The 25,677-nt window shown below is 71.5% G+C and carries 24 protein-coding genes; 17 read left to right on the forward strand and 7 right to left on the reverse strand.

Going from position 1 to position 25,677, the window contains the following annotated elements; genetic code table 11:
- Window positions 1–232 precede the first annotated feature (232 nt).
- Entirely contained in the window at window positions 233–928 is a 696-nt protein-coding gene (locus ACSMXX_RS15925; RefSeq protein ID WP_473179360.1) for a dienelactone hydrolase family protein, read from the forward strand.
- Between the two features lie 90 nt (window positions 929–1,018).
- Here the strand turns inward: ACSMXX_RS15925 and ACSMXX_RS15930 are convergent, their stop codons facing one another.
- Both ACSMXX_RS15930 and ACSMXX_RS15935 read right to left on the reverse strand, forming a co-directional pair.
- Window positions 1,019–1,963, reverse strand: a complete 945-nt coding sequence (locus tag ACSMXX_RS15930; protein ID WP_473179361.1) for an NADP-dependent oxidoreductase — start codon at window positions 1,961–1,963, stop codon at window positions 1,019–1,021.
- A gap of 88 nt (window positions 1,964–2,051) precedes the next feature.
- Entirely contained in the window at window positions 2,052–2,996 is a 945-nt protein-coding gene (locus ACSMXX_RS15935) for a D-2-hydroxyacid dehydrogenase family protein (RefSeq protein WP_473179362.1), read from the reverse strand.
- Window positions 2,997–3,153: 157 nt separating this feature from the next.
- Here ACSMXX_RS15935 and ACSMXX_RS15940 point away from each other — a divergent pair, with 157 nt between their 5' ends.
- The 4 genes from ACSMXX_RS15940 to ACSMXX_RS15955 all read left to right on the forward strand — a co-directional run bounded on the left by ACSMXX_RS15940 (window position 3,154) and on the right by ACSMXX_RS15955 (window position 7,535).
- A complete protein-coding gene (locus ACSMXX_RS15940) occupies window positions 3,154–4,662 on the forward strand; it encodes a sensor histidine kinase (RefSeq protein WP_473179363.1) in 1,509 nt (502 codons plus the stop codon).
- Window positions 4,655–5,392, forward strand: coding sequence for a response regulator transcription factor (locus ACSMXX_RS15945; protein ID WP_473179364.1), 738 nt, complete (start codon window positions 4,655–4,657; stop codon window positions 5,390–5,392). The genes ACSMXX_RS15940 and ACSMXX_RS15945 overlap by 8 nt, the downstream gene beginning before the upstream one ends.
- Before the next feature lie 196 nt (window positions 5,393–5,588).
- Window positions 5,589–6,398, forward strand: coding sequence for a class I SAM-dependent methyltransferase (locus tag ACSMXX_RS15950; protein WP_473179365.1), 810 nt, complete (start codon window positions 5,589–5,591; stop codon window positions 6,396–6,398).
- Window positions 6,399–6,515: 117 nt separating this feature from the next.
- On the forward strand, window positions 6,516–7,535 hold the full coding sequence (locus ACSMXX_RS15955) for a DUF3048 domain-containing protein (protein ID WP_473179366.1): 1,020 nt from the start codon (window positions 6,516–6,518) through the stop codon (window positions 7,533–7,535).
- Window positions 7,536–7,653: 118 nt separating this feature from the next.
- Here the strand turns inward: ACSMXX_RS15955 and ACSMXX_RS15960 are convergent, their stop codons facing one another.
- The 3 genes from ACSMXX_RS15960 to ACSMXX_RS15970 all read right to left on the reverse strand — a co-directional run bounded on the left by ACSMXX_RS15960 (window position 7,654) and on the right by ACSMXX_RS15970 (window position 10,773).
- Window positions 7,654–8,112, reverse strand: coding sequence for a nuclear transport factor 2 family protein (locus tag ACSMXX_RS15960; RefSeq protein WP_473179367.1), 459 nt, complete (start codon window positions 8,110–8,112; stop codon window positions 7,654–7,656).
- Window positions 8,113–8,470: 358 nt separating this feature from the next.
- Window positions 8,471–9,274 (reverse strand): putative hydro-lyase, encoded by an 804-nt coding sequence (locus ACSMXX_RS15965; protein WP_473179368.1) that lies wholly within the window; start codon window positions 9,272–9,274, stop codon window positions 8,471–8,473.
- 143 nt (window positions 9,275–9,417) lie between these two features.
- Entirely contained in the window at window positions 9,418–10,773 is a 1,356-nt protein-coding gene (locus tag ACSMXX_RS15970) for an MFS transporter (RefSeq protein ID WP_473179369.1), read from the reverse strand.
- Between the two features lie 247 nt (window positions 10,774–11,020).
- Here ACSMXX_RS15970 and ACSMXX_RS15975 point away from each other — a divergent pair, with 247 nt between their 5' ends.
- On the forward strand, window positions 11,021–11,794 hold the full coding sequence (locus tag ACSMXX_RS15975) for a GntR family transcriptional regulator (RefSeq protein ID WP_473184807.1): 774 nt from the start codon (window positions 11,021–11,023) through the stop codon (window positions 11,792–11,794).
- On the opposite strand, the gene ACSMXX_RS15980 is transcribed toward ACSMXX_RS15975, so the two are convergent.
- A complete protein-coding gene (locus ACSMXX_RS15980; protein WP_473179370.1) occupies window positions 11,758–12,516 on the reverse strand; it encodes a DUF2848 domain-containing protein in 759 nt (252 codons plus the stop codon). The two genes, ACSMXX_RS15975 and ACSMXX_RS15980, sit on opposite strands and share 37 nt — an antisense overlap.
- 250 nt (window positions 12,517–12,766) lie before the next feature.
- Between ACSMXX_RS15980 and ACSMXX_RS15985 the strand changes: the two genes are divergently transcribed.
- The 3 genes from ACSMXX_RS15985 to ACSMXX_RS15995 are packed head-to-tail and all read left to right on the forward strand — an operon-like array spanning window position 12,767 to window position 15,065.
- On the forward strand, window positions 12,767–14,122 hold the full coding sequence (locus ACSMXX_RS15985) for an MFS transporter (RefSeq protein WP_473184808.1): 1,356 nt from the start codon (window positions 12,767–12,769) through the stop codon (window positions 14,120–14,122).
- Entirely contained in the window at window positions 14,119–14,265 is a 147-nt protein-coding gene (locus ACSMXX_RS15990; RefSeq protein ID WP_473179371.1) for a hypothetical protein, read from the forward strand. The genes ACSMXX_RS15985 and ACSMXX_RS15990 overlap by 4 nt, the downstream gene beginning before the upstream one ends.
- Complete coding sequence (locus ACSMXX_RS15995) at window positions 14,262–15,065, forward strand: carbon-nitrogen hydrolase family protein (protein WP_473179372.1); 804 nt, start codon at window positions 14,262–14,264, stop codon at window positions 15,063–15,065. The genes ACSMXX_RS15990 and ACSMXX_RS15995 overlap by 4 nt, the downstream gene beginning before the upstream one ends.
- 46 nt (window positions 15,066–15,111) lie before the next feature.
- On the opposite strand, the gene ACSMXX_RS16000 is transcribed toward ACSMXX_RS15995, so the two are convergent.
- Complete coding sequence (locus tag ACSMXX_RS16000; RefSeq protein WP_473179373.1) at window positions 15,112–15,738, reverse strand: GntR family transcriptional regulator; 627 nt, start codon at window positions 15,736–15,738, stop codon at window positions 15,112–15,114.
- A 673-nt stretch (window positions 15,739–16,411) separates the two neighbouring features.
- Between ACSMXX_RS16000 and ACSMXX_RS16005 the strand changes: the two genes are divergently transcribed.
- The 8 genes from ACSMXX_RS16005 to ACSMXX_RS16040 all read left to right on the forward strand — a co-directional run bounded on the left by ACSMXX_RS16005 (window position 16,412) and on the right by ACSMXX_RS16040 (window position 25,674).
- Window positions 16,412–17,620, forward strand: coding sequence for an SMP-30/gluconolactonase/LRE family protein (locus ACSMXX_RS16005; RefSeq protein WP_473179374.1), 1,209 nt, complete (start codon window positions 16,412–16,414; stop codon window positions 17,618–17,620).
- 91 nt (window positions 17,621–17,711) lie between these two features.
- Entirely contained in the window at window positions 17,712–18,467 is a 756-nt protein-coding gene (locus tag ACSMXX_RS16010; RefSeq protein WP_473179375.1) for a flavodoxin family protein, read from the forward strand.
- Between the two features lie 88 nt (window positions 18,468–18,555).
- Complete coding sequence (locus ACSMXX_RS16015) at window positions 18,556–19,038, forward strand: VOC family protein (protein WP_473179376.1); 483 nt, start codon at window positions 18,556–18,558, stop codon at window positions 19,036–19,038.
- A 30-nt stretch (window positions 19,039–19,068) separates the two neighbouring features.
- Window positions 19,069–19,839: an SDR family NAD(P)-dependent oxidoreductase gene (locus tag ACSMXX_RS16020; RefSeq protein WP_473179377.1), complete on the forward strand. Its 771-nt coding sequence runs from the start codon at window positions 19,069–19,071 to the stop codon at window positions 19,837–19,839.
- Between the two features lie 186 nt (window positions 19,840–20,025).
- Window positions 20,026–20,982: a DUF3048 domain-containing protein gene (locus tag ACSMXX_RS16025; protein ID WP_473179378.1), complete on the forward strand. Its 957-nt coding sequence runs from the start codon at window positions 20,026–20,028 to the stop codon at window positions 20,980–20,982.
- A 426-nt stretch (window positions 20,983–21,408) separates the two neighbouring features.
- Entirely contained in the window at window positions 21,409–22,206 is a 798-nt protein-coding gene (locus tag ACSMXX_RS16030; protein WP_473179379.1) for an MHYT domain-containing protein, read from the forward strand.
- A 139-nt stretch (window positions 22,207–22,345) separates the two neighbouring features.
- Window positions 22,346–25,243, forward strand: a complete 2,898-nt coding sequence (locus ACSMXX_RS16035) for a sensor histidine kinase (protein ID WP_473179380.1) — start codon at window positions 22,346–22,348, stop codon at window positions 25,241–25,243.
- A complete protein-coding gene (locus tag ACSMXX_RS16040; RefSeq protein ID WP_473179381.1) occupies window positions 25,243–25,674 on the forward strand; it encodes a roadblock/LC7 domain-containing protein in 432 nt (143 codons plus the stop codon). Before ACSMXX_RS16035 ends, ACSMXX_RS16040 begins: the two co-directional genes overlap by 1 nt.
- Window positions 25,675–25,677 lie beyond the last annotated feature (3 nt).

The raw sequence follows: 25,677 nt of genomic DNA on the forward strand, positions 1-25,677 counted from the left end.
GCGGCAGGGAGCTGGCGGGTTCGTGTCGTCCGTGTGCCATCTTCCGCTTCGACGGGTTATCAGCCTCGCGGGCGGGCACCACCGGAGGCGGAGGGCCGACGGACGGCCCGTACGCACGAGCCGTGTGTACGGGCCGCACGCACGGCCCACGCGCACGTCCGCACCTTGCACGTCCGCCCTGCACGTCCGTCCCGTACGGACGGCACCACCGAGGAGAAAGGCGGGTCACCCCGTGTCCGCACCACCGCTGCGCCAGAACCTTCGCTTCGACGCCGACGGCGTGGAGATCTACGGCTACCTCGCCCTCCCCGAAGGCGGCACCGGGCCCGGTGTCATCGTCATCCAGGAGTGGTGGGGGCTGACGGACCAGATCGCCGACGTGGTGGACCAGTTCGCCGCCGCCGGCTACGTGGCGCTCGCCCCCGACCTCTACGGCGGCCGCACCACGCACGACAGCGACGACGCGGCACGCCTGGCCACGGAGCTGCCGATGAGCCGGGCGGTACGCGAACTCACGGGCGCCGTCGATTACTTGCTCGCACACGACGCGGTTCGGGGCGACGCGGTGGGTGCCGTGGGCTTCTGCATGGGCGGCGGCTTCGTGCTCGCGCTCGCCGCCGCGGCGGGGGAGAAGGTCGCGGCGGCCGTCCCGTACTACGGCGTGGCCAGCGACGACGAGGTGGACTTCGCGGGCGTCCGCGCCGATGTCCTCGGCCACTACGGCGAGTTGGACGAGAACGCGACACCTGCCCGCGCGGAGCAGATCGCCGCCCGCATCCGCGCGGAGTCCGGAGCGAAGGTGAGCATCGAGCGCTATCCGGCGGGCCACGCCTTCGCGAACGAGGAGAACCACCTGGGCACTTACGACCCGGACTCGACCCGGCTCGCCTGGGAGCGCACCCTCGCCTTCCTGGAGAAGCGGCTCTGAGCAAGCCGGCGAGAAGCGGCTCTGAGCGAGCCGGAGAATCAGCTCTGAGCGAGCGGATGCCGGCGCGAAGTCGCGCCGAGCCGGGTGAAGTCAGGGCAGCAGCACGACCTTGCCGCCGGGATGGCCCTCCGTGAGGAAGCGGTGGGCCTCCGCCGCCTCCGCGAGGGAGTACGTACGTGCGACGGGGACCTCGAGCTCGCCCTGGCGCGCGAGGGCGGTGAGCTGCCGCCAGGCGTCCGCCCTGATCCGGGTGCCAGGATCGGCGTTCGGGGCGCCGCCGATCAGCTTGATGCCGGTGTCTCCACGGTCGAACGCCAGGATGGAGACGATCCTGCCGCGGTCCGGCACCAGTTCGAGTGAGGTGTCGATCGCCTCACGGGTGCCCGAGGTGTCGACGACCGCGTCCACGCCGCCGGGTGCGGCCTCGCGCACCCGCTCCAGCAGGCCCTCGCCGTAGGGCAGCGCGGTCGCTCCGTACCGCTCGACCGACTCCAGGTGCCGTGCGCCGGCCGTGCCGATCACCCGCGCGCCCGTCGCGGCCGCGATCTGCACGGCGAGGAGGCCGACGCCGCCCGACGCGCCGTGGATCAGCAGTGTCTCCCCCTCGGCGACACCGACGACCGTGAGGGCGTGCACGGCCGTCGCTCCGGCGAGCAGCAGCCCGGACGCCGCCTCCCACGACAGCTCGGCGGGCTTCGGCACGACGCTCGACGCGGGGACCGTGAGTTCGGTCGCGTAGGCGCCCCGGGCGGGGTAGGCGATCACCTCGTCCCCGACGGAGAGCGGACCGGCCGGGCCCTCCGCCGCGGCCCCGACCGCGCTCACCACTCCCGACAGCTCCTGGCCGACGGGCATCGGCAGGGCAGCCGGGTCGTCGCCCATGGCGCCGCTGTAGAGCTTGTAGTCCACCGGGTTCGTGCCGACAGCCATGGCCCGCAGCGTCACCGAGTCCGGCCCCGGCGCCGGCACGTCCGACTCGATGAGGGAGAGCACCTCCGGCCCGCCGTACGACTCCGCCACCACCCGTTTCGCCATGCCGCGGTCCCTTCGCCCGTGTGTCCGTCACCGCCAGGGTCGCACCGGGCGGTGCCGTACGCGCGCCGGGCGCGGGCGGGCCGCCCGTTCACGGGGTGAGCGTGCGCACCGGCTTCCCGTCCGCCCAGGCGGCGATGTCCTCGACCGCCTCCCCGTAGAAGGTCCGGTAGGTCCCCTCAGTCACGTATCCGATGTGCGGTGTCAGTACGGTGCGGGGCGCGGTGCGCAGCGGGTCGTCCGCGGGCAGCGGCTCCACGTCGTAGACGTCCAGTCCGGCTCCCGCGAGCCGTCCCTCGATCAGGGCGTCGACGAGGGCGTCGGTGTCGATCAGCGGCCCGCGCGAGGTGTTGACGAGGTACGCCGTGGGCTTCATCCACGACAGTTCCTCCCGGCCGATCAGCCCCCTGCTGCGTTCGCTGAGCTTGTAGTGGACGGTCACGACGTCGGCCTCGGAGAAGAGGGTCTGCCTGCTGACCGGCTCCGCCCCGCGCTCGCGCGCCGTCGCGGGTTCGAGGTTGCTGCTCCAGGCCAGTACGCGCATGCCGAAGGCCCTGCCGACGGCGGCGACCCGCGACCCGAGCCGCCCGAGGCCGACGATGCCGAGGGTGCGCCCGTAGAGGTCGCCGCCGATGGAGTGCTGCCACTGGCCCTCGCGCACCCCGGTGGATTCGGCGGGGATGTGACGCAGCAGCGAGAGGATGAGGCCCCAAGTCAGTTCGGGCGTCGCGGTGGCCGGGCTCTGTGTGCCGCAGACGGTCACGCCGTGCCGTTCGGCGGCGGCCAGGTCGATCGCGGCGTTGGCCATGCCGGTCGTCACCAGCAGACGCAGGTCCGGCAGACGCTCGAACCGCTCGGCGGTGAAGGGGGTCCGCTCGCGCATGGCGACGACCACGTCGTAGCCCCGCAGGGCGGCGGCGAGGGCGTCGGTGCCGGCGAAGTGCTCGTGGAGGAAGGTGACTTCGGCGTCCAGGCTCTGCCAGTCAGCGAGGTGGTGGGCGGCCTGCTGGTAGTCGTCGAGGACGGCGACGCGCACGGTCGCTCCTTCCGCCGGGTTCGTACGAATGTTCATCCGCTGACCTGGACCTTAACCCCACACGGCGGAACTGTCCCCCCTTGGTACCTGAGGGGGAGATGCGGTGACGGGACCGGAGGCGGATGCCGGCGTGCGGCCGCCCTCATATCTTCGTCCCATGGCCATCGAGGGACCTCACGGAGCGAGCCGGGCCGCCGGGCAGGAAGCCACCGAGAAGGCAGCCGCCGGCTCCTCCGGCGGTCTGCTCCGTGGGGCCGTCCAGGGCCTGTTCCGGGGGTTGTTCCGTGATCTTGTGCGGGACGCGTTCGTCTTCCGTCCGCTGCCTCCGGCCGACGGGATCTCCCTGCCGGGTGGCGCCGGAAGGTCCGTACCCGCGGCCGTACGGAACGCGCTGCGCTTCGCGCCGCACGCGGGCGTGCTGCTCGTCGTCCTGCTACTCGTGTCGTTGCAGGCCCGTGCCGAGATCGCCCTGAGCGAGAAGCTTCCCGGAGTGGCACTGCTCGCGGCAGCGCTGCTGACGGCGGCGCTCTACCCGGTGGTGTCGGCCTGGCTGCTGCTGCTGGCGCTGGGGGTCAGCCTGTTCCGTCCCGACGGAGTGGCGGCCCCGTTCCCGTTCGCCGACCTGTCGCATTCGAACGTCCTCCAGTACGGCTCCCAGGAGCGGCCGTGGGCCTGGGCGGGTTTCATCGCCTTCGCCGCGCTGCTGGTCGTACTAGGTCTGCGGCTGCGCGTGCGAGCCGCGGCCGGGCTCTGGGTGCTCGTGGTCGCGCTCGCGGCGGTGGGCAACGGGCCGTTCATCGTGGGTACTTCGGTGACCGCCCTGCTCTCGGGGCTGATGCCGCTCGTCGCGGTCGTCTTCACGGGCTGGCGGGAGGCCCGTGCGGAGGCAGCCGCGCAGGCCGTGGCCGCGGGCGAGGAACGCTCCCGGCGCATGCTGCTCGAGGAACGGGCCGCAATCGCGAGGGAGTTGCACGACGTGGTCGCCCACCACATGTCGGTCGTCGCCATCCAGGCGGAGGCCGCACCGTACCGGGTCGCGAACCCACCGCCCGAACTGGAGAAGGCGTTCGGGAACGTACGGGAGAGCGCCGTCGCCGCGCTCGCCGAACTGCGCCGCGTGCTGGGCGTCATACGGGCTGTGCCGCCCTCGTCCCCGTCCCCGTCCCCGTACGCTTCCCCCTTCCCGTACTCAGCCCCGTACACTTCCCCGCACTCGTCCGGGGGGTTGCCGGCCGGAGGCGGCGGCGGTGTGGAGGCACCGCAGCCCGCTCTCCGTGATCTCGACGCACTGCTCGCCGGCGTGGAGGCCGCCGGGGCGCGGCCCGTGAAGACGGTGACGGGTGCGGTGCGCCCGCTGCCGAGCGGCGTGGAGCTGTCGGCGTACCGCATCGTTCAGGAAGCGCTGAGCAACGCGCTGCGGCACGCTCCCGGGAGTGCCGTCCGCGTCGAACTGGCCTACAGCCCAGGCGGGTTGGGTCTCCAGGTCGTCAACGACCCGCCTGCCCGTCCCGCGCCGCCGTCACCGGGCGCGGGAGCCGGCCTGACGGGCATGCGCGAGCGTGCCGCGATGCTGGGCGGGCGGCTGACCGCCGGCCGTACGCGCGACGGCGGCTTCGAGGTGGCGGGATATCTCCCCGGCGACCGGGCAGGGGCCGTGAATGACTGACGAGGAGGTGATCCGTGTCCTGATCGCCGACGACCAGGAGATGGTGCGCGAAGGGTTCTCCGTGCTCCTGGGAAGCCGGCCCGGCATCGAGGTGGTCGGCGAGGCGGTCGACGGCCGCGACGCGGTGCGGAAGACGGCCGCCCTGCGCCCCCACGTCGCCCTGCTCGATGTGCGGATGCCCGTCATGAACGGCCTGGAGGCCACCCGGGAGATCACCGGGACCTTCCCCGCGACGAAGGTGTTGATACTCACGACCTACGACCTGGACGAGTACGTCTACCAGGCGCTGCGCGCAGGCGCGAGCGGCTTCCTTCTCAAGGACGCGCCGGTCCGTCAACTGGCGGACGGCATAAGGGTGGTGGCCGCCGGCGGTGCCCTTCTCGCTCCCACCGTCACCCGTCGCCTGATCGCCGAGTTCAGCCGTCTCGACGGCGAACGAACGGGCCTGCGTACGCCGCTCAAGGAGCGCGTCGCCGAACTGACCGTCCGGGAGACGGAGGTGCTGGCGCTCGTGGCACAGGGCCTGTCGAACGCCGAGATCGGCGAGCAGCTCTTCGTCGCGGAATCGACGGTGAAGACCCACGTCGGACGCGTTCTGGAGAAGCTGGCGCTGCGCGACCGCACGCAGGCCGTGATCTTCGCGTACGAGAGCGGAGTCGTCGCGGTCGCCGGCCCGGACCCCGTCACGGAGACCGGCACGCGCACGGAGAGACGCACACCCACCGACTGAACCCGCAGGACAGCAAGGGCCGTTCGGCCCCGGACGCAGGCCGGCGCCGCCCTCACACACCCGCTTCCCGTTACGGCACCGCCATGCCGCCGTCCGCGCTCCGCATGCGAACGTGTCCGACATGGCCGGTCATTCGTTTCGGCATGTGTCGAAACGCCGCCGGAGCGACACCGGAACAACCGAGGAGTACACCGTCATGCCCAAGAAGACCCCGCGCTCGCTGGCAGCCAACCGTTCGAGGCTGTCCCACAAGGTCTCGTACGCGCTGCGGAATCCGGCACGCGTCACCCCGTACGTGCGCCGTGCGGCCCGTGACCGCTGGCTGCGCTTCAAGCACCCGGACCATGTCGACTACTACCGGGCCGTGATGGCCTCGGACACCGCCAACAACCCGGAGGCGGCCGTCGGAAGCCGCAGTCACGACCGGTGGCTGGCGCTGGGGCAGATGCAGTTCGACTTCCTCAAGGACCACGGGCTCCAGCCGCAGCACCGCATGCTCGACATCGGCTGCGGCAACCTGCGCGCGGGCTGGAGGTTCATCCAGTACCTCGACTCCGGCAACTACTACGGCATCGACATCTCCCCCGACATCCTCATCTCCGCGAAGAAGACCCTCACGCGTTACGAACTGCAGGAGAAACTCCCCCACTTGACGCTCACGCACGACCTGCGGTTCGACTTCCTGCCCAGCGGCCACTTCGACGTCGTGCACGCGCACAGCGTCTTCTCCCACTCGCCGGTCGAGGTCATCGACGAGTGCCTGGCGAACGTGGGCCGGATCCTGGCACCGCGCGGCTTCTTCGACTTCACATTCGACCGTACGGAGGGCTCCGAACACCAGGTGCTGCGCGAGGACTTCTACTACCGGACGGAGACGCTCACGGCGATCGCGGAGAAGCACGGGCTCGTCGCGCGCTTCATGGACGACTGGGAGAAGCTCCCGCACGGTCAGTCCAAGATCCGCGTCTCGCTCGCGGAGTCCGCGGCGGCGCCGTCGGAGGGCTGAGGGCGGGGACGCGGTGCGTGTGAAGCGTCACGAGTGGTATTGACGGCGCGGCGCAGCACAGATTTCGTGGCTGTCCTACGAATCCCCCCACGACGGAAGGCAGTTCACATGCGAGGCATGACCACCGGCTCGCCGTCATCCGGCGGCAGAACGGGAGGCATACCGAGGGCCACGCGCCTCCTGGCCACGCTGGCCGTGGTGGCGCTGGCCGCCGGAAGCACGGCAGGCACCTCGTCCGCCAAGACCTCGTCCGGGAAAGAAGTGCCGCAGCACCCGTCCGTGAAGACCGCCCAGCCGCGCGAGGCCACCTCGCCGTTCACCGGGCTGCCCGCCGAGCCCGCGCCGGTCCTGGCCGTGAAGATGGACAACCACAAGGACGCACGGCCCCACACTGCGCTGGAGGACGCCGACATCACCGTCGTGGAGAAGGTCGAGGGCGGGCTCAGCCGGCTGCTCGGGATCTACTCCAGCAAGCTCCCGGAGTCGCTGGGACCGGTGCGCAGCGCACGTGCGTACAACGTCGAGCAGCTGCGCATGTTCGACCGGCCCGCGCTCTCGTACTCGGGTGCCCGCGCAGGCGTCGAGGACCTCATAGAGAAGTCGCCGCTGCACGCCCGCTCGCACGACAAGTATCCCGAGCCGTACTTCCGCGGTGGCGACAACGAGGCGCCGCACAACCTCTACGTACATCCCGATCAGCTTCTGGACACCGCGCCGGAGGCCAGCAAGAGCGCCGACATAGGCTTCCGCTTCGCCGACGCGGCGCCGGAGGGCGGCGAGCCCACGGCGGAGCGCTCCGTGGACTACGGCTCGGCCGAGACCGGCTTCGAGTGGTCGGAGAAGGAGGACCGCTGGCTCGCCTCCTTCGACGGTGCTCCGGCGACGAGCACGGGCGGGGCACGGCTCGGCGGCAAGACGGTGATCGTGCAGAAGGTCGCCATGCCGCCGGACGACGCCGGCACCCCGTACGAGGAGACCGTCGGCAAGGGCAAGGCGACGGTGCTGCGCGACGGCAAGGCGTACGAGACTGACTGGGAACGGCCGACCGCGGAGTCGGGCACGACCTTCACGCTGCCGAACGGCGAGCCGATGCCGTTCGACCGCGGCAACGTGTGGCTCGTCTACGAGGAGGCGTGAGCGTCTGACGGCCGGGGGACAAGGTGTCAACGGCGGGCGGACGGCCTGCCGTCGGCACCTTGGCCCTTGACCCTTGGCCGCCCTTGGCCCTTGATCCTTGGCCCTTCGGTCTCCCGCCTCACCGCAGCGGAATGCCCGCCCCGCGCTGGGACTCCGGGCGCGGCCCGAAGATGCGGCGGTCGTTCTCGGGAATGGGCACGTCGTTGATGCTGGCCTCGCGGCGGGACATCAGGCCCTGCGAGTCGAACTCCCACAGCTCGTTGCCGTACGAGCGCCACCACTGGCCGTCCGCGTCGTGGCACTCGTACTGGAATCGCACGGCGATGCGGTTGCCCTCGAAGGTCCACAGGTCCTTGCGCAGCGCGTACTCCAGCTCGCGCTGCCACTTCCTGGTCAGCAGGTCGACGATCTCCGCGCGGCCGGTGACGAAGGCGTCGCGGTTGCGCCACACCGAATCCTCCGTGTACGCGAGCGAGACCTTGTGCGGATCGCGGGTGTTCCAAGCGTCCTCGGCCGCCTGGACCTTCTGACGGGCGGTCTCCAGCGTGAACGGCGGCAGTGGCGGGCGAGCGTTCATGACGGGGGGTGCCTTTCTCGACGTCGGGGCTTCCTGGGGACGGGTGGCCCTCTCCTTCCCCCGCCTGCTGCGTCCCTACCGGATACCCGTCCGCATTTCCGCCCGGGGCCGATGCCCGGTCCGGCGACGTCTCCGTCACGTACGGCGGCCGGTCACAGACCGACGAGGCGCCACGGTCACCGCACAGCTTGGCCACGTCGTCGAGGTCGGAGGCCACAACCGCCACCGGTCCCGGTTGCCGCAACGCATCCGCGGGGTTCATGACCGCATTCCTCGTCGCCGTTCGCGATCTCGTCCCGAGCCTGCGCGTCGTCGTGATTCATACGGCGGAGAGTGATCCGCGAGAGCGGAAAGGCGCTCACGTCACCAGGTACTGGTCGTCGCGGACGTCCGTGACGAACATCCGGCCCGGCGCGTGGGTGATCGCGAAGGGCGGGCGGGAGGCCGTCACGGCGGCCTGCGGGGTCACGCCGCAGGCCCAGAAGACGGGCACGTCGCCGGGGCGCAACTCGGTGCGGTCGCCGAAGTCGGGCTCGTCGAGGTCCGCTATGCCGATGAGGGCGGGGTCGCCGTGGTGCACCGGGGCGCCGTGTACGGCGGGCATGCGGCCCGTCACCCGTGCCGCGGTCTCCACCAGGTCCTCCGGTACGGGCCGCATCGAGACGACCATCGGCCCCCGCATGCCGCCAGCGGGACGGCACGGGCGGTCGGTGACGTACATGGCGACGTTGCGCCCCTGCTCGATGTGGCGCAGCGGGACACCGGCCTCGCCGAGCGCCCACTCGAAGGTGAAGCTGCACCCGATCAGGAAGCTCACCAGGTCCTTCCGCCACAGGCCGGCGACCTCGGCGGGCTCGTCGACCGGTTCGCCGTGCTCCCAGACGCGGTACGCGGGGAGGTCGGTGCGCAGGTCCGCCTCCGGGGCGAGCGCGGTGGAGGTCTCGCCGGGGTCCGTCACGTCCAGCACGGGGCACGGCTTGGGGTTGCGCTGGCAGAAGAGCAGTACGTCGTAGGCCCAGTCGCGCGGTACGGAGACGAGGTTGGCCTGGGTGTATCCGGGGGCCTTCCCGCTGGTGGGGCCGGTGTCGCCGCCGCGGATCGCCGCCCGGACCGCTTCGGGGCCGGCAGGTGTGGCCGAAGTGCCGTGCGTCGTACGGGACATGGCGTGTGACCTTCCGTGGGTTGCGGCGGTGCGGCGGTGCGGCGGTGCGCGCGGAACAGGGCCTGGACGGGGCGCGGCAGGCGCGGCGGTGTGGAGGTGCGCCGGAGCCGGTGTTGCCGCGCCCGCCCGTGCGGACCGGTGATTCAGACCAGCGCCCGCCCCCGCGTCTCCGGCAGCCCCAGCAGCGCGACCAGGGCCAGTCCGTAGCCGGCTGCCCCGAAGATGAGCGCACCGCTCACGCCCCAGCTGTTGGCGAGGAAGCCGACCAGCGTGGGGAAGAAGGCGCCCACGGCGCGGCCCGTGTTGTAGACGAAGCCCTGCCCCGTGCCGCGTACGGCCGTGGGGTACAGCTCGCTCAGGAAGGAGCCGAACCCGCTGAAGATGGCCGACATGCAGAAGCCGAGCGGGAATCCGAGCAGCAGTACCAGCGTGTTGGAGCCGGTCGGGACGTTGGTGTAGGCGACGACCGAGACCGCCGAGAGCACGGCGAACACCGCGACGTTGCGCTTCCGGCCGAGCTTGTCGGTGAGGTAGCCGCCGGTGAGGTAGCCGATGAAGGCACCCGAGATCAGGAACGTGAGGAATCCGCCGGTGCCGACGACGCTCAGCCCGCGGTCCGTCTTGAGGTAGCTGGGCACCCAGGTGGCGAGCGTGTAGTAGCCGCCCTGCACACCGGTGGAGAGCAGTACGCCGAAGATCGTGGTGCGCCGCAGGTCGCCCTTGAAGATCGTGGCGAACGACCCCTTCTCGCGGCTGCTCTTGCGCTGCTCGGCCGCCTTGGGGGCGTCGCTGACGTTCCGGCGTACGTAGAGGATCAGCAGCGCCGGGAGGGCGCCGGTCCAGAACAGCACGCGCCAGGCGGTCGATTCGTCGAAGAGTTCGAAGACGGCGGTGTAGACGATGACCGCCAGCGCCCAGCCCACGGCCCACGAGCTCTGGATGACGCCGAGGGTGCGCCCGCGGTTCTTCGCCGTGGCGTATTCGGCGACGAGGATCGCACCGACCGCCCACTCGCCGCCGAAGCCGAGTCCCTGCAGGCCGCGGAAGACCAGCAGCGTCTCGTAGTTGGGGGCGAAGCCGCACAGCAGGGTGAAGAAGGCGTAGGTGACGACGGTGAGGATCAGCGTCCGCGTCCGTCCGATGCGGTCGGCCAGGATGCCGGCGAGCGCGCCGCCGAGGGCGGAGACGACCAGGGTGACGGTGGTGAGCAGCCCCGTCTGGCCCGGGTTGAGGCTGAAGTACGCGCCGATGGCGACCATGCCCAGCGGCAGCGTGAAGAAGTCGTAGGAGTCGAGCGCGTAGCCGCCGAACGCGCCCGCGAAGGCGCGGCGCCCGGACGCGCCGAGTTCCCGGAACCAGGCGAACGGGCCGCCGGGCTGCCCGCCGCCCCCGGCCCCGGCGTCGGCCCCGGCGTCGCTTCCGCCGTCTTTGCCTTGCACCGGGGCGTGCTCGGTCGTGGTGCCGTCCTGTGGAGCACTCGGGTTCGGGTCGCTGTTCATGTGCACCTCGCAGAGGGAGAGGGTGCCGCCGGGGATGAGGGCCGGACGGTGGTGCCGGGCCGATGTCCGGGATAACGTAGAGGATCGTTGAACGATCCTTCAAGGGGTTCGTAGCGATGTATGCGCGCGACGTGCGCTGCCGGACGCCGAGGGGAGCGGCCGGAGACAGGAGGGGTACCAGTTGGGGACGACCGACCCGGAGCCGGCCCGACTTCCCGCCGTGCAGCCCGCGCCCGCCGCGCCCTCCGTGCCTGCTCCGCAGGGCGAACTCGCCGGCGACCGTGCCCTGCTGCACCGTACGAGCACCTCGGAACGCGTCGCGGACGTGCTGCGCAGCCGGATCGCGGAGGGGTTCTTCCCGCCGGGGACGCGGCTGTCGGAGGGGAACATCGGCGGGGCGCTCGGAGTCTCGCGCAACACGCTGCGCGAGTCCTTCCGGCTGCTCACCCATGAGCGGCTGCTGGAACACCAGCTCAACCGGGGGGTCTTCGTCCGTGTCCTCACGGTCGACGACGTCCTCGACATCTACCGGATGCGGAGGCTCGTCGAGTGCGGAGTCGTGCGTCAACTGCCGTCCGGGGGCCCGCCGTTCGCACTGGACGCGCTCGCCGCGACCGTCGCCGCCGGGCACGCGGCCGTGCGGGAGCGGCGGTGGAAGGACCTGGCCACCGCGAACATCCATTTCCACAGCGAGCTGGTCGCGCTCGGCCGCAGTCCCCGTACGGACGAGGTCATGCGGAGCGTGCTCGCCGAACTACGGCTGGCCCTGCATGTCATGGACAGCCCGCGCCGCCTCCACGAGCCCTATCTGGCCCGCAACCGGGACATCCTGCGGGCCCTGCGCTCGGGAGACGCGGCGGAGGCGGAGCGGATGCTGCGGGAGTACCTGGAGGACTCCCGCAGCCAGATCGTCGCCGCGTACGCACAGCGCCTCGGCGCGCGGGACGGCCCGGGCGCGCAGGACCGTAACCGTGGGGAGGGTGCTCAGCCGATGGGCTCCGGCATGGGCACCACGTGGTAGGCCAGGGAGATCTCGTCGCCCGTGGCGGGGTCCGCGAGCTGCACGCGCCAGTGCCCGGCGAACTGGTCGACGCCCTGCAGCATCGGGATCGTGCCGGAGATGAGCACGGTGCCCGGCTCCAGCTCGCCCCGCTCGCGCAGCACCTCCGCCCAGTGGTGCGGGGTGAGCAGCTCGGCGGCGGTGCCGTCCTGGATCAGCTGCTCCCCGCTGCGCCCGGCCCCGGCACCGCCCCCGGCACTGCCCCCGGCCCCGGCACCGCCCCCGGTCTCGGCGTCGCCGGCCCCACCGCTCACCCAGGCCCGGAGCGTGAGGGTGTCCAGGCGATCGGCGACGTCGGCGAGCCGCCAGGCGCTCGTGGCGAGTACGTCCGGGGCGGCGTTCTTGCTCCAGGCCACCCCGTACGTCTCCAGCTCGCGGTCGGTGTGGTCGCATGCGGCCGTCAGCAGCAGGTCCCCGGTGTCGTCGACGACGAGCGCCCACTCGGCCTCGCCGGAGGTCTTCCAGTGCTGAGCCGGGACCTCCCGGGTCTGCTGCGCGAGGTAGGGCGAGACGGGGTAGAGCGCGGGGGTAGTGGAGGGGGCGGGCACTCCGAGTTCGGCGAGTTCCGCCACGTGCGCGGCCACGTCCTCCTGGCTGCGGCCCGCATACCCGGCGTTGAGCAGACGCTTCACGGTCACGGTTCGCCGGGTGCCGTGAGGCAGCGTAAAGGAGAGGCCGGTCATGGGGATTCCTCCAGGTCGAGCTTGATTTCGCAAGGGTAAATTCCGCGCTCCGAGGGTTGCGCATACGAGCTGTATACAGCAAGTATGCCCCCGTACCAAAAAGGCACCCGACCGTGAGGAAGCCCCCGTGGACCACAACACGTCGCACCAGGCGGCAGCGGAGGAAGCTCAGCCGCCGCACCGCGGCCCGGGCGATCCGGACGCCGCCGGCGGCCCCGGCGGCACGAGCCGTAAGCAGCGCAAGGACCTGATCAAGGCGTTCACCGCCAGCCTCACCGGCACCTCGCTCGAGTGGTACGACTTCGCCGTCTACTCGGCGGCGTCCGCGCTGGTCTTCGGCAAGCTCTTCTTCCCCGGCGGCGACCCCCTCACCGGCACGCTCCTCGCCTTCTCCACGTACGCCGTGGGCTACGTCTCGCGCCCCCTCGGCGGCTTCGTCTTCGGACGCCTCGGCGACGTCATCGGCCGGAAGCGCGTCCTCGTCGCCACCCTCGTACTCGTCGGCGTCGCCACGTTCCTCATCGGCCTGCTCCCCACGCACGCCGTCGCCGGTCCGGTCGCGCCCGCGCTCCTGGTCCTGCTGCGCTTCGCCCAAGGCGTGGGCGTGGGCGGCGAGTGGGGCGGTGCCGTGCTGCTCACCAGCGAGTTCGGCAACAGCAGGCAACGCGGATTCTGGGCGTCCGCGGCGCAGGTCGGGCCGCCCGTCGGCAACCTCATGGCCAACGGCGCCCTGGCCGCTCTCGCCGCGATGCTGACGGAGGAGCAGTTCCTCTCCTTCGGCTGGCGCATCGCCTTCCTGCTCTCCGGCGTTCTGGTCGCCTTCGGCCTGTGGGTGCGAACGCACCTGGAGGAGACGCCCGTCTTCAAGGCCGTCGAGGCGGGCGGCGAGCGTCCCGAGGCGCCGGTCCGCGAGGTCTTCGCCCAGCAGCGCAGGCCGCTGATCGCGGCGATCCTCTCCCGTGTCGCGCCCGACGTCCTCTACGCGATGTTCACGGTCTTCGTCCTGACGTACGTGACCGAGGAACTCGGCATGCCGCAGGGCCAGGCCCTCACGGCCGTGCTCGTCGGCTCCGGCCTGCAGATCTTCCTCATCCCGCTCGCCGGTGCGCTCTCCGACCGCTGGAACCGCCGGCGCCTGTATCTGGGTGCGGCCGTAGCCGCCGGCATATGGCCCTTCGTCTTCTTCCCGCTCGCCGAGACGCGCTCGTGGCTGCTGATCGTGCTGGGCGTCATCGGCGCGCTCGTCATCCACTCGATGCTGTACGGGCCGCAGGCGGCGTTCGTCGCCGAGCAGTTCAGCCCGCGGCTGCGCTACACCGGCTCCTCCCTCGCGTACACCCTGGCCGGAGTCATCGGCGGCGCCGTCGCACCGCTGGTCTTCACGGCGCTGCTCGGCGAGTTCGGCACCTGGCTGCCGCTCGCGGGCTACATCGTGCTCACCGCGGTGCTTACGGTGGCGGGTGTACTGCTGGGACGCGACGCCGACCACGAGGAGGACGAGGAGTACATCAAGCTCCTCGGCCCCGACGGCGAGGGCGGCGGCCGCGCCGGCCGGACGGCGGACGCGGACGCGGAGTCCTCCTCGTACGCCGCGAAGTCGCGGTGACGGCGGGTCGGTCCGCGGGACCGTCCGGCCCGTCCGGCCTCCTCGACGTCCCCGGCGTCCCGGACGTCCCCGGCGTCCTCGACGTCCTCGATGTGCCCGCCCCGCCCGACGTGCTCGACCTGCGGAAAGGAGACAGGCAGTGACGACGCTCCGCACGGCGCTGTGCCAGTTCACCGCTTCCACCGACCCCGAGGAGAACCTGCGCACCATCGACGAGATGGCCGCGCGGGCAGCCGGTGAAGGCGCCGCGCTGGCCGTCTTCCCGGAGGCGGCGATGGCCCGTTTCGGGATCAAGCTCGCGCCAGTGGCACAGCCGCTGGACGGGCCGTGGGCCGACGGGGTGCGCGAGAGCGCCCGCCGTCACGGACTCACGCTGGTGGCAGGGATGTTCACGCCGTCCCCGGACGGCCGCGTCAGCAACACCCTGCTGGCCACCGGCCCGGACGTGGACACCGCCTACGACAAGATCCATCTGTACGACGCGTTCGGCTTCTCCGAGTCGGACACCGTGGCACCGGGAGGGAAGGTCGTCACCGTCGACGTCGCGGGTGTCCGGGTGGGCCTCGCGACCTGCTACGACGTCCGCTTCCCCGAACTCTTCCGCGCGCACGCCGACGAGGGCGCGGCACTGACCGTACTGCCCGCGTCGTGGGGCGCGGGCCCCTCCAAGCTCGACCACTGGCGGCTGCTCACCAGGGCACGCGCACTGGACGCCACGCTCTGGGTGGCCGCGGTCGGCCAGGCGCCGCCCGGCCCGGACGCGGACATCCGGCGGCCCACGAAGGCGCCCACCGGCATCGGGCACAGCATGCTGGTCGGCCCCGACGGGAGCGTTCGGGAAGAGGCCGGTGAGACACCCGAGATGCTCGTGGCCGACGTGGACGCGGACGAGGTCGCCGAGGTCCGCCGGGCGGTGGCCGTCCTGGACAATCGCAGGCTCTGACGGTGCGGACGGGTGCGCCCGCCCCCCGGGCGTGCGCGCCCCGTGGTCAGCCCTCGGTGAGGATGCGCCGGGTCGCCGCGATGTGGTCGTCGATCGCGGCACAGGCGACATCCGCGCGCTCGGCCGCCAACGCCGTGACGATGTGCCGGTGTTCGACGCAGACCTCGTCCTGGCGTCCGGCGGAGCGGTAGAGAGCACTGACGCCCGCGCGGACCTGACGGCTGCGCAGCGTCTCGTACTGCTTCGTCATCAGCTTGTTGCCCGCGGCTGCGATCAGCGTGGCGTGGAAGCGGTGGTCGGCCTCGATGAACTCCTTGGCCTTCTCGCCGCCGCGCAGCTTCTCCTGCTCCTGGAGGATCAGGTCCATCTGGGCGACGGGAGCGGTGCCCATGTCGACGGTACGGCTGGCGGCGTAGCGCTCCAGCAGGCCGCGCATCTCCATCAGTTCGCTGATCTCGCGGCCGGAGAGCGGTGCGATGTAGGCGCCGCGCTTCGGGACGAGACTGACGAGTTCCTCGGCGGCGAGCAGCAGCAGCGCCTCGCGGATGGGAGTGCGGGAGATGCCGACGCGGTCGGCGATCGTCTGTTCTGAGAGGAACTCGCCCTGCATGGCGGGATCGGTGAGCACCGTCTCCTTGAGGAACGTGTACGCCTTCTCACGTCCGGATGTCACAGCCAGCCTCCCCGTCGGCGGTCGTACGCGCCCGTGCCGCCCCGAGGGGCGCCGCCCTGTCTGCCGAACGCCCGTCCCGCTCTTGCGTACAGGTCTTGCGCAGGTCTTGCATACAGTCTGTATACGGACTACACACCATCACTGCGCGCTTGTCCAGCCCGACCCCGCCCCGGCCTGGGCCCCACCGCGACCACCACCCCGTGCACAGTCCTCCGTCCGTCGCGTCCCGTCCTTCGGGTGGCGGGCGGCACGGCCTGGCGTGGTGCGAAGGCGACGCGGAAGCGGCTTCCTAGTCTCGCCGCTGACGGACCTAACCGCGTGCCGCGGCCCGGGACGACCGGGATGCGGCATGCGGTGACGGCCAGTCACGTCAACGGCGCTCCCTTCGTCCTCCAAGCGACGCGGGCGCGCACGCCATCCTCGCGGGCCGCACCGGCGCAGGCCGACGGCCCAGAACAGGTGGGTGTCCATGAGCCGCTACTCAATTCCCGAGCACTCCGCCGACTCGGACCCTGAGCATTACGGCGGGCCGCGTCCACAACAGTCGTCCCTGTCCTCCCCGTCTTCCCCGTCCTCCCCGTCCTCCGTGCCGTCCCCGTCGTCCCGAGCGGGACAGCAGTCATGGCGCAAGCGCCTCACCTCACGGATCGGATCGTGGCGCCGTGCGACGGCCGTGACGGGAATCCTCCTGCTGTGCACGGCCGGGCTGACCTCCGCCACCCCGTCGGCCTCCGCGGAGCCGGGGACCGGTGCCGGGGAGTCCGGGTCCCGCCGCGCGTCCCTGTACATCAGCGAATACATCCCCGCCAACGAGGTCCAGAAGCTCCGCCTTCCCGACGGCCCCCAGACGACGGTCCCGACCACGGGCCTGAACGGTCCGAGCTACATGGAACTCGACCGCGCCGGCGCTCTCTACATCGCCGACACCATCAACAGCAGGATCGTGAAGGTCTCCGCCGACGGTGAGCAGACGACCGTCCCGACGCAGGGCCTGGACCGTCCGCTGGGGCTGGCGCTCAGCAGGACCGGGGACCTCTACATCGCCGACAGCCGCAACGACCGGGTGGTGAAGGTGCCCGTCGGCGGCGGTGAGCAGACGACCGTCCCCACCTCCGGCCTCACCCAGCCCCAGGGCCTGGCACTGGACGAGAAGAGGAACGAGCTCTACATCGCCGACTTCGTCAACGACCGGGTGGTGAAGGTGCCGACCGTGGGCGGCGGCGGGCAGACGACGGTGCCCACCACCGGCCTCTCCCAGCCGACCGGCCTGGCACTCGACACCCGCGCCGACCGGCTGTACATCTCCGACTCGGGCAACAACCGGGTGCTGCGGGTGCCGACGCGTGGCGGCGGACAGACGACCGTTCCCACCACCGGCCTGTCGAGCCCCTTCGGGCTGACCCTCGACCGCAGGAACAACCTCTACATCGCCGACAGCCTCAACGACCGGGTGGTGCGGGTGCCCGCCCGCGGCGGCCCGCAGACCGTCGTTCCCTTCACCGACCTCACCGCTCCGGTGGACCCGGTGATCCAGGAGGCCGTACGCACCAGGCTGGAGGCCCGTACGGCCACCGCGGAACGCCACTTCGGCCCGCCCGCGCTGAAGGTGAGGGGACTGTCCGCCAAGCTGGCCCGGGCCGGCGGCAAGCCGCTCGCAGGCGAGACGGTCCGGTTCAGCAACGCCTCCAAGAGCAGGCAGCTGTGCCGGGCGGTCACGGACCGGCACGGGGTGGCCCGGTGCGACGCCAAGGTGCGCGGCAGCCAGTCGCAGATCGACCGCCTCTTCGGCGACCTGCGCCGCAACGGCTACCGCGCCTCGTTCGCCGGAACCGCAACGTACCGGCCGAGCACCGACACTGCCGCCGTCCGTACGAAGCACTGACCGGGAGTCACCGTCCGGGAGTCACCCACGGAAAGTCCACCGGTGGCTCCCGCCGCGGCCCTCGGCGCAGCGGCCGCCAGAAGGAGCGCAAGTGAACGCATCCGCCGCCCCCGCAGAAGCACCGCGACCCCAGGAACCGCCGCCCGCGCGCTACGACGACCTGCGCGCCCTGATCTTCAACTGCACCCTCAAGCGCTCGCCGGAGCGGAGCAATACCGAAGGTCTCATCGACCGCTGCGCCGGCATCATGACCGGGGAGGGCGTGCGCGTCGACGTGGTCAGAGCCGTCGACCACGACATCGCGACGGGCGTCTGGCCGGACATGACGGAGCACGGCTGGCAGAGCGACGCCTGGCCCGGGCTGTACGAGCAGGTCCTGGCCTCCGACGTCCTCATCATCGCCGGTCCCATCTGGCTCGGTGACAACAGCTCCGTGACGAAGCGCGTCATCGAGCGCCTCTACGGCTGCTCCAGCCTCCTCAACGACCGCGGCCAGTACTCGTATTACGGGCGCGTCGGCGGCTGCCTCATCACCGGGAACGAGGACGGCGTCAAGCACTGCGCGATGAACGTCCTCTACAGCCTTCAGCACCTCGGCTACACCATTCCGCCGCAGGCCGACGCCGGCTGGATCGGCGAGGCCGGACCCGGGCCCTCCTATCTGGACCCCGGCTCCGGCGGCCCGGAGAACAGCTTCACCAACCGCAACGTCACCTTCATGACGTGGAACCTGCTGCACCTGGCCCGGATGCTGAAGGACGCCGGCGGCGTTCCCGCGTACGGGAACCAGCGCACCGACTGGGACGCCGGATGCCGCCCCGACCACGACAACCCCGAGCACAGGTGACACCCGCGGCGAGTTCACCCGTGTGCGATGACTTCTCCGCCCGCGGCCGGTCCGTACAGACAGGGACATCCGACTGCGGGAGGCAGCGATGACGGTCGACGGTTTCACCACCTGCCTGTGGTTCGACGGGCAGGCCGAAGAAGCGGCGGAGTACTACGTCTCCGTGTTCAAGAACTCCAGGCTCGGCAAGGTCGTGCGCTACACCGACGCGGGCCCCGGGCCCGCCGGGACGGTGGTGACGGCCGAGTTCGAGATCAACGGGCAGAGGTTCGTGGGACTGAACGGCGGGCCGGAATTCAAGTTCAACGAGGCCGTCTCCTTCCAGATCGACTGCGAGGACCAGGAGGAGGTCGACCACTACTGGGACCGGTTCATCGAGGACGGCGGCGAGGGCGTCGCCTGCGGCTGGCTGCGGGACAAGTACGGGGTCTCCTGGCAGGTCGTGCCGACAGAGCTCGCCGACATGATCAGCGACCCCGACACGGAGAAGGCCAAGCGGGCAATGGAGGCGATGCTCAAGATGAAGAAGCTCGACCTCGCCGCGCTGCGCAAGGCCTACGCGGGGGACTGAGCCGGCAAGCCGGAGAGAGACGGGACCCGGATGGACAGGGTTGTGATCGTCAGCGGCGGCGGTACGGGCATCGGCCGTGCCGCCGCCCGCCGTTTCGCGGAGGACGGCGACCGCGTGCTGCTCGTCGGGCGCCGCGAAGCGGTGCTGCGGCAGACCGCGCAGGAGCTCGCGGCCGAGGGCGCCGTGCAGGGCGAGATCGGGACGCTCGCCGCCGACCTCACCGAGCCCGGCGAGGCGCAGCGCGTACGCGACGAGGCAGGCGGCCGCTACGGGCGCGTGGACGTACTGGTGGGGAGCGCCGGCGGCAACGTGGAGTACGCCTCCGGCGGGGAGGAGCCGCCCGGCGGGCTCGCGGGCGTCGCATGGCAGTGGCGGTCGAACTTCGAGTCCAACGTGCTCACCGCCGTGCTCCTCACCGAAGCCCTCACCGACCTCCTCCGGGCGCCGGGCCGCCGGGTCGTGCTGCTCAGCTCGATCGCTGCGTACCGCGGCTCCGGTACGGCCTCGTACGCCGCGTCGAAGGCGGCGCTGCACCCGTACGTGTACGACCTGGCGGGCCGGCTCGGCCCGCACGGGGCGACGGTGAACGCGGTGGCGCCCGGCTTCGTCGAGGCGACCGGGTTCTTCGGCGGCGGCATGCCTCAGGAGCGGCGCGAGGCGCTGATCGCGCAGACGGTCACCGGCCGTACGGGAACGCCCGGGGATATCGCGGACACCGTCTTCTGGCTGGCCTCGCCGGGCGCGGCGCAGGTGACCGGGCAGATCGTGCAGATCAACGGCGGCGCACGGTACGGCAATTGACGCCGCTGCCGGGCGGGCGGCGGCCACCGCCCGCCCGGGCCCGCCACCGTGCCCGTGAGCAGCCCGGAGCCGCACGGCCCGGGCCCGGGCGCCCATCCGGACATTTATTCGGCGCCGCATGCCGTGGGCGCCCGCCTTCGGGGAACGCTCACCTCACCCGAGAGAGCAGAGAGGGAGGCGGGCGCCATGGAGTGGACGGGATCGCGCCGGACGGTGCTGCTGACGGCGGGGCTGTCGCTGCTGACGGCGGCCTGCAACGGCAACGGCGACGGGGGCGGCGGCGGAGGTGGCGGCGGCGACGGCGACGGGGAGCGGTCGCCGTTCACGGGCCGGATGGGCGCCGGCGAGAAGGTGCTTGCTGTGAAGATCGACAATGTCGAGGCCGCCCGGCCGCACACCGGCCTGCAGAAGGCGGACATCGTCTACATCGAGCAGGTCGAGGCCGGTCTCACCCGCATAGTGGCCGTCTTCGCCTCCAGCCTCCCCTCGCTCGTCGGTCCGGTGCGCAGCGCCCGCGAATCGGACCTGGAGCTGCTGCGCCAGTTCGACCACCCCGGCCTCGCCTACTCCGGCGCCTCGTCCGAGGTGCGGCCCAAGGTGGAGTCCGCGCCGCTGGCAGCGCTGTTCCCCGGGCGTGTGCGTGAGGCGTACGTGCGCAAAGGGGACAGACCCGCACCGCACAATCTCTATCTGCGTCCGAGCCGTGCCCTGGACTCGGATGCCGCGTCCGATGTGGGGGCACCCGGCGACATCGGCTTCCGCTTCGGGGCCGCGCCGGCCGGCGGGCGGAAGACGCGGGGGCGCACGGTCGCCTTCCAGGCCGCGCGGTACTCCTTCGACTGGTCGGCGGAGAAGAAGCGCTGGCTGGTCTCGATGGACGGCGAGCCTGCCCGTACGACGGACGCGGGGCGGCTGGAGGCGGCCACGGTCGTGGTGCAGTACGTGCAGATCAGCGACAGCGCCTCCCCGCTCACCGAGACGGTGGGCTCGGGGCGTGCGCTGGTGCTGCGGGACGGCAAGGAGTACGAGGCCCGCTGGAAGCGTCCTTCGGCGAGCGGCGGCACGACGTTCACGCACGCCGACGGCAAGCGGCTGCCCTTCGCGCGCGGTCAGGTGTGGGTGGCGCTGGCTCCGGAGGGCTGACTCCGCATGGATCCGGTATCCCGTACCCGGCTCGTGCCGTAATCGGGCTATTGCGCACAGATGCGCTTAAGCATCGCTTTCTCTGGTCATCGGTGAGTTGCATGAATTCGCCCTGTGCCTTCGAAGCCTATTCCGGTCTTCGGGCTTCCAGGATTTCCTGACAGTAAGTCAGGTGCACTGCCGCCGCCCGGAATTTGGGAACGCCATCTGCCGGGTGATTCCAACTCGCCGCCATATCGGCGGAGTTCGGGCCTCATCGAAGTCAGGTAACGCCGGGGACCGGCCCTGACATGCCCATCGTTACCAAAGGTATACCAATGAGTAATCGTGAGCGCGCGTCGTTGAATCCGGAAGGATTTCTGCCGAGTGTGAATTTCCTGTGTTAGCGTCCGACGCCCCAGAGCAGCCGTTGCGAGAGGAAGCCCTGTGGGACAGATGCATCACTTCACTTACGGATGGCTGACGCCCCTGCTGTCTTATGTGATGGCATGCGCCGGCTCCGCGCTCGGACTGCGCTGCACCGTCCGTGCGCTCGCCTCGTCCGGCAGCACACGGCGCAACTGGCTGCTGACCGCTGCCCTCGCGATCGGCTCGGGCATCTGGACCATGCACTTCGTCGCGATGCTCGGCTTCGGGGTGTCCGGCTCCGCGATCCGCTACGACGTACCGCTGACCGTGCTCAGCCTGCTCGTCGCCGTACTCGTCGTCGGAGCGGGCGTCTTCACCGTCGGGCACGGCCGTTCACGCATCGGCTACCTGCTCATGGGCGGCCTGGGCACCGGCGTCGGCGTCGCCGCCATGCACTACATCGGCATGGCCGCGCTGCGACTCCACGGCGGCATCGACTACGACCCGGTGCTGGTGGCCCTTTCCGTGCTGATCGCGGTCGTCGCCGCCACCGCCGGGCTGTGGGCCGCGCTCACGGTGCACGGAACCGCCGGCGCCACCGTCGCTTCCCTCGTGATGGGACTCGCCGTCAGCAGCATGCACTACACCGGCATGGCCGCGGTGAACATCCGGCTGTCGCACGGGCAGGCGGTGCTTCCGGGGGCCACGGCGACGGAGTTCATCTTCCCGCTCACGGTGGTCCTCGGATCGTTCCTCTTCCTCACCTCGGCGTTCGTCGCGCTGTCGCCGACCGCGAAGCAGCGCAGCGAGGCCGAGTCGGCCGCACGGCGCCTGCGCGACGTCGAGGCGCACGGCGTCGAAGTCCCGGCGTCCTGACGCCCTGACGCGCCCCTGCTGTCTCCCCCGTCCTTTCCCCCGTCCTTTCCCCCACGTCCTGCCCCCCTGAGATCTCAACGCCCTGACCAGGCGCCCGCCTTCAACACTCGCTTCCGCTCGCACCAGGATCGAGGAAGTCATGCGTCCAAGCCGCGCGCCGGTCTCGGCCGAGAGCACCCACGACGAGGACCGGCCGTCTCTGCCGCCCGCGCCCCCGCAAGGCGGCCCGAAGCACGCGTTGCGCGGGCCGGAGATCACACGTCCCGGCCGAGTGCGGTCACCGCTGCCGGGCCGGCTGCGCCCCAAGTCAGTACGAGCGAAGATCGTTTCGCTGCTGATGGTGCCCGTCGTCTCACTGATGGCGCTGTGGGGCTTCGCCACGGTCACCACCGCGCAGAACGTCTCGGATCTCTCCCGCTTCAAGGAGGTGAGCGCCAACCTCCTCGCCCCCGCGAACGACTACGTCACGGCGGTGCAGGCCGAGCGCGGCGCCGCCGCGCGCTACCTGGCGAAGCCGGACGACTCACGCCTCGGCGTCCTGAACGCCCGTGCCAAGTCCACCGATTCCGCCGCCGCCGATCTCCGGCGCGGCGTCGAGGCCGGCAGCACCGACACCGCCGCGCTCGATCCCGGACTCCCCGCCAGGATCGGCCGGCTGACCGAGGCATCCGGCAAGCTGCCGTCCCTGCGGGAGGGCGTGACCTCGCAGAAGTCCGGCTGGGACGACGCGTACAGCGGATACACCAGGACGATCGAGCTGGGTTTCGCCGTCGGCGGGGCACTGACCGGCGTGAACGCCTCGGCACCCGGGCAGGACGAGCGGTCGGCGGTCGCCTCCGAGGCCCGCGTGGTGCAGGAGCTCTCCCGTGCCCGGGAGATGACCGCCCGCGAGGACGCCTTCGTCGGTGCCGCGCTCGCCCGGGGACGGCTGAGCAAGGAGGACCACCGGGCCTTCGTCGGCGCCGCGTACTCCCGGCGGACGCTGCTGGAGTCGGCCGTCGACGACCTGCGTCAGGCCGACAGGGCCGCCTACCGCGAAATTCAGGGGAGCGAGCAGTACAAGCAACTCGCCGCCATGGAGCGTGCCGTCGAGGGTGCCGGACCGGGCGGCACCGCCGAGACGGTCTCCGCCGTGAAGTGGGACGAAGCCGTGGGGACCGTCATGCGGGACCTGCGGGAGGCGGAGAAGAAGGCGAGTACCACCGCCGCCGGCAAGGCCGACCCGTTCGCCTTCGACGTCGTCGGCAGCTCCGGTGTCGCCGTGCTGCTGGGCCTCGCAGGCGTACTGCTGTCCTTGCTGATCTCGATGCAGATCGGCCGGGGGCTGGTCGTCGAGCTGGTCGGCATGCGCAACTCGGCTCTGGAGCTGGCGGGCCACAGACTCCCCCGGTCGCTGCGGCGGCTGCACTCCGGCGAGGAGGTGGACATCGATGCCGAGGCACCCGTGCAGCGGCGCGGGGAGGACGAGATCGGCCAGGTCGGCTCCGCCCTGAACGCCGTGCACAGGGCCGCGATCAAGGCCGCGGCCGAGCGCGCCGAGGTGCTCAGCGGGATCTCCGGCGTGTACGTGAAGCTGGCGCGGCGCAGCCAGGTGCTGCTGCACCGGCAGCTCGGACTGCTCGACACCATGGAGCGCCGTACCGACGATCCGGCCGAGCTGGAGGACCTGTTCCGGCTCGACCACCTCACCACCCGCATGCGCCGGCACGCCGAGAGCCTGATCATCCTCTCCGGCGCCGCGCCCGTACGGGGCTGGCGCAGGCCGGTGCCGATGCTGGACGTCGTACGGGCGGCGGTCGCCGAGGTCGAGGACTTCACCCGGGTCGAGGTCCGGGTGCCCGAGTCCGTCCGTATATCCGGTGCGGCCGTCGCCGACCTCATCCATCTCGTCGCCGAACTGGTCGAGAACGCCGTGGTCTTCTCGCCTCCGCACACCAAGGTGAGGGTGCGCGGCGAACACGTGGGCACAGGGCTCGCGCTGGAGATCGAGGACCGTGGTCTGGGCATGAGCCGCGAGGCCCTGGAGGAGGCCAATCGCAAGATCGCGGACGCTTCCGAGGTCGACCTGCTCGACACGGAACGCCTCGGTCTCTTCGTCGTCAACCGGCTCGCCCATCGCCGCGGCATCGAGGTCTCGTTGCAGCGTTCGGCGTACGGCGGTGTGACGGCGATCGTGCTCATACCGGAAGGACTGCTGGAGAGGGACGTACCGCCGGCGCAGCCCGGCGCGCGGGACGGAGAGCTGCCCGAGTACGCACCGGAGCCCCGGGTGCCCCCGGTCCTGCGGACGCGGCATGCCCCGTCGCACACGGCGGGCCACCGGGAAGGCCGCGTACACATGGCCGGTCCAGCGGGCGGCGGCGCGGCGCACACCGTCCTGGAGGCGGGCCGTCTGCCGCAGGCGGTGCCGCCGCGGGGCGACTGGTCCCGGCACGAGCCGGAGCAGCACGAACGGCCGGACGAGACGCAGCACGGACTGCCGGACGAGACACGGTCCGAACGGCCGGACGGTGCACCGCTCGACGCACCGTCCGAACCCGCTGGTGAACCTGCCCCGCTGCCCCGCCGTGTGCGGCAGGCGAGCCTCGCACCGCAGCTGCGCGACGGTAACGGCAACCCGGGCTCTGTGGCGCCCGCGGAGGCCGCGCACGACGGGGCGGCCATGGCGCCGCCCGCCGCGGTTCAGCGGACGCCGGACCGGGCCCGCGCCACCATGGCGGCCCTCCGCGACGGCTGGCTCAGCGGAGGCGGCGCCGGCATCCGTGAGGCCGACCGCGCGGACGCAGGGGCGGACGCGCGACCGGACGCAGCTGCGGACGTGGATACGGACGCACTGGCGGAGGCACATGCGGACCGGGACGCGGCGGACGGCGAGCGCCCGTCGCACGTACAGACGTGGGAGGCCGTCCGGCCCGCGGAGCGCCGGCGGGCAGCCGAGCCGGCGGAGGCAGCCGAACACGGAGAGACATCCGAACACGGAGAGACATCCGAACACGGGGAGACATCCGAAACACCGTCACGAGGAGACGACACCTGATGTCCGGGACCATGGAAAGCACCGGCGAACTCAACTGGCTACTGGACGAGTTGGTATCCAAGGTGCCGCAGGTCAGACACGCGGTCGTGCTCTCCGGCGACGGACTGGCCGTCGGCGCCTCCGCCGGTCTCACCCGCGACGACGGCGAGCACTTCGCAGCCCTCGCCTCCGGCTTCCACAGCCTCGCCAAGGGTGCGGGCCGACACTTCGAGGCCGGGCACGTCGTGCAGACGATGGTCGAGCTGGAAGGCGGATTCCTCTTCGTCGCGGCCGCCGGCGAGGGTTCCTGTCTGTCCCTGTTCACCGACGCCGACGCCGATGTGGGCCTGGTCGCATACGAGATGGCCCGGCTGGTGAGGCGCGTGGCCGAGCACCTCGGGGTGCCGTCCCGCTCCGGCGGCTCCGCGCGGGCGACGGCCGGCCAGGAGTGACCG

The sequence above is a fragment of the Streptomyces sp. DSM 116795 genome (assembly GCF_055792905.1).

Bases quoted from the DNA above. Each gene is read 5' to 3' on its own strand.
- ACSMXX_RS15930 (WP_473179361.1), bottom strand. From the start codon at position 1,963: ATGGCGAAACGGGTGGTGGCGGAGTCGTACGGCGGGCCGGAGGTGCTC.
- ACSMXX_RS15940 (WP_473179363.1), top strand. From the start codon at position 3,154: ATGGCCATCGAGGGACCTCACGGAGCGAGCCGGGCCGCCGGGCAGGAA.
- ACSMXX_RS15945 (WP_473179364.1), top strand. From the start codon at position 4,655: ATGACTGACGAGGAGGTGATCCGTGTCCTGATCGCCGACGACCAGGAG.
- ACSMXX_RS15950 (WP_473179365.1), top strand. From the start codon at position 5,589: ATGCCCAAGAAGACCCCGCGCTCGCTGGCAGCCAACCGTTCGAGGCTG.
- ACSMXX_RS15955 (WP_473179366.1), top strand. From the start codon at position 6,516: ATGACCACCGGCTCGCCGTCATCCGGCGGCAGAACGGGAGGCATACCG.
- ACSMXX_RS15960 (WP_473179367.1), bottom strand. From the start codon at position 8,112: ATGAACGCTCGCCCGCCACTGCCGCCGTTCACGCTGGAGACCGCCCGT.
- ACSMXX_RS15965 (WP_473179368.1), bottom strand. From the start codon at position 9,274: ATGTCCCGTACGACGCACGGCACTTCGGCCACACCTGCCGGCCCCGAA.
- ACSMXX_RS15970 (WP_473179369.1), bottom strand. From the start codon at position 10,773: ATGAACAGCGACCCGAACCCGAGTGCTCCACAGGACGGCACCACGACC.
- ACSMXX_RS15980 (WP_473179370.1), bottom strand. From the start codon at position 12,516: ATGACCGGCCTCTCCTTTACGCTGCCTCACGGCACCCGGCGAACCGTG.
- ACSMXX_RS16015 (WP_473179376.1), top strand. From the start codon at position 18,556: ATGACGGTCGACGGTTTCACCACCTGCCTGTGGTTCGACGGGCAGGCC.
- ACSMXX_RS16020 (WP_473179377.1), top strand. From the start codon at position 19,069: ATGGACAGGGTTGTGATCGTCAGCGGCGGCGGTACGGGCATCGGCCGT.
- ACSMXX_RS16025 (WP_473179378.1), top strand. From the start codon at position 20,026: ATGGAGTGGACGGGATCGCGCCGGACGGTGCTGCTGACGGCGGGGCTG.
- ACSMXX_RS16035 (WP_473179380.1), top strand. From the start codon at position 22,346: ATGCGTCCAAGCCGCGCGCCGGTCTCGGCCGAGAGCACCCACGACGAG.
- ACSMXX_RS16040 (WP_473179381.1), top strand. From the start codon at position 25,243: ATGTCCGGGACCATGGAAAGCACCGGCGAACTCAACTGGCTACTGGAC.